Source organism: Hydrogenophaga sp., from assembly GCF_018780385.1.
Classification (GTDB): domain Bacteria; phylum Pseudomonadota; class Gammaproteobacteria; order Burkholderiales; family Burkholderiaceae_C; genus Hydrogenophaga.
In genome coordinates this window covers 7264-9321 of sequence record NZ_JADMJO010000105.1, presented here as the reverse complement: position 1 = coordinate 9321, position 2058 = coordinate 7264, and the positions used below count along the sequence as shown (strand labels likewise).

General features: G+C 65.6%; 2 protein-coding genes. Both read right to left on the bottom strand.

What is annotated here, in order from left to right:
• Nucleotides 1-197 precede the first annotated feature (197 nt).
• On the bottom strand, nt 198-1274 hold the full coding sequence (locus IV113_RS22670) for a c-type cytochrome (RefSeq protein ID WP_291089951.1): 1077 nt from the start codon (nt 1272-1274) through the stop codon (nt 198-200).
• Complete coding sequence (locus tag IV113_RS22665; protein WP_291089948.1) at nt 1271-1933, bottom strand: c-type cytochrome; 663 nt, start codon at nt 1931-1933, stop codon at nt 1271-1273. Before IV113_RS22665 ends, IV113_RS22670 begins: the two co-directional genes overlap by 4 nt.
• Between the last annotated feature and the right edge of the window lie 125 nt (nt 1934-2058).

The following is a 2058-nucleotide window of genomic DNA, read 5'->3' as shown; positions in this document are numbered from 1 at the left end:
CCATCATCGCTCCAGCGCGGCGGCCTCGTCCAGGACCTGATGCGCACAGTCAAGTCGGCATCACCGCTGGCAGCGTCGCTAGTGGCCTTTGTCATCGTGTACTTCGCTGGTCGTGAAGGCTCTGGGGTTCAGTGGGTCGGCCAGGTCCTGAGTGGGCTGCAAACGGAAAACGAGTGGTTTAAGCGCGGAGGGTTTGATCAGGGCCGACTGGTCTTCAGCGGCTTGAAGGGCTTGGGTGGGCCGGTGTCGCCGAGCATCTTGCCAGCGACCTCGCGGCCATACATCGAGTCTTCGGTGGTGTGGAAATCGCGCTGCGTGCCCTGCACGCTGCCGGTGTAGCGCGGGTCTTGTGGCCGTTCGTGGCTGTTCATGTACAGCGCCACGTCCCACGCCTCTTGCTCGGTGAGCGTGCCGGGCAGGCCGAGTGGCATGTTGGCCTTGACGAAGGCGGCGGCGTTGCTGATGCGGCCCATGCCAGCTCCCCAGTTGAACGAATCCGACCCCCAAAGCGCTGGAAACACCGCGTAGCCGCTCTGCGTGCGCTGGCCTACACCATCGGCGCCGTGGCAAAGCGCGCAGTTATCGGTGTAGACCTTTTCACCACGGACGAAGTCGGCTTGTTGCGCCGGTGGGGCCAGCGGTGGGTAACCACGGCCCGCGATCTTCGGGTCAAGCGGTGCGCCCGACGCGAGCCAGTAGGCGTAGCTCTCCAGCGCAACCAGCTCGGGCGCTCCCAGCAATGGCGCGCGCCCGTTCATGCTGTACTCAAAACAGCCTTGCAGCCGCTGCTGGAAGGTGGTGACGCTCTTCGTCTTGCTGCGGTAAGCGGGATAACTCACGAAAGCGGCCCACAGCGGTGACGAGTCCGCGAGCCGACCGGCGTCAAGGTGGCAACTGACGCAGCGCAAGCTGTTGCCGACATACGCGGGCATGGCGCGCGGCGTGTCGACAAAAATCTCGCGACCTCGGCGTATTACGTCGCCGAACTCGCCTGTAGGCATGTCGGACTCCAGCGGCGGCCGAAACAAGCCGACCTTTGCCGGCTGGGTTGGCGCCGCAGTGAGTTCGGCGCGCGGTGGATCACCTGCCAGGTCCTTCGACGTTTCCGCACTCGACATGTCCGCGCCTTGCTGAGCGCTTTCCCGCTTGGCGGTCCATCGGTCACTGTAGGCCTGCATGCTGAAGTAGTCGAACACCCCCGCAACATGGAGGCCAATGCCGATGGTCAGCACCACCAGTGCGCCGACAGCCAGCTGTATTTGTCCAGCCTTCATCGGTCGTCTTTCGCAGGCAAGGCGGCGTAGTGTTCAGCGATGGCGAGCACCTCGGCCTCGGACAGCTTCTTTGCAACGACGGCCATCAGCCCCATCGGGCCAGGCGGTCGTGCGCCGGTTTTCCAGGCTTTCAACTGGTTGGCCAGGTAGGTCGCACTTTGCCCGGCCAGGGGCGGGAAGTCCGGACCCACGCCGCGCCCACCCGGGCCGTGACACTGCTCGCACGCGGGCAGCTGGTCGGCCCATCGCCCGCGGGTGGCTAGGACGCTGCCGACCGAGGCAGGGGCAGGGGTCGCTGCGGCCGGCGCGGCCGATACCGGCAAGGCGGCGTAATGCTCCGACACCTCAACGCGCTGGGCCGCCGACAAGGCCTTTGCAATCGGCATCATCACGTCGCTGACGCGCGAGCCGTCTGCGAAGGCAGTGAGCTGGCGTTGCATGTAGGGCGCACCCAGACCCGCCAGACGTGGAAAGCCCGCCTGCGCGATGCCCTCGCCGGCGGTGCCATGGCAGGTCTGGCAGGCCGGGGCCGCACCTACTCCCCCCTGGGCGATGGCCGCGCCGTTGGCGTGGGAGCTGGCACTCAGCATCAAACCCAGGCCGAGAGAAAAAACGCGCCATCGTGTGGTCACAGTTGGGCATTCTGGGGTGGTGTTCATGAATGTCTCTTGGTTTGTGTCTGCAGTCAGACCGCCACCACGCTGCCGCGCCGGCTGCCGCGCACCTGGCTGCCGCGCGAGAACAACTGTTGCAGGGAATCGATCGCATCGATTTCGATGCTCCG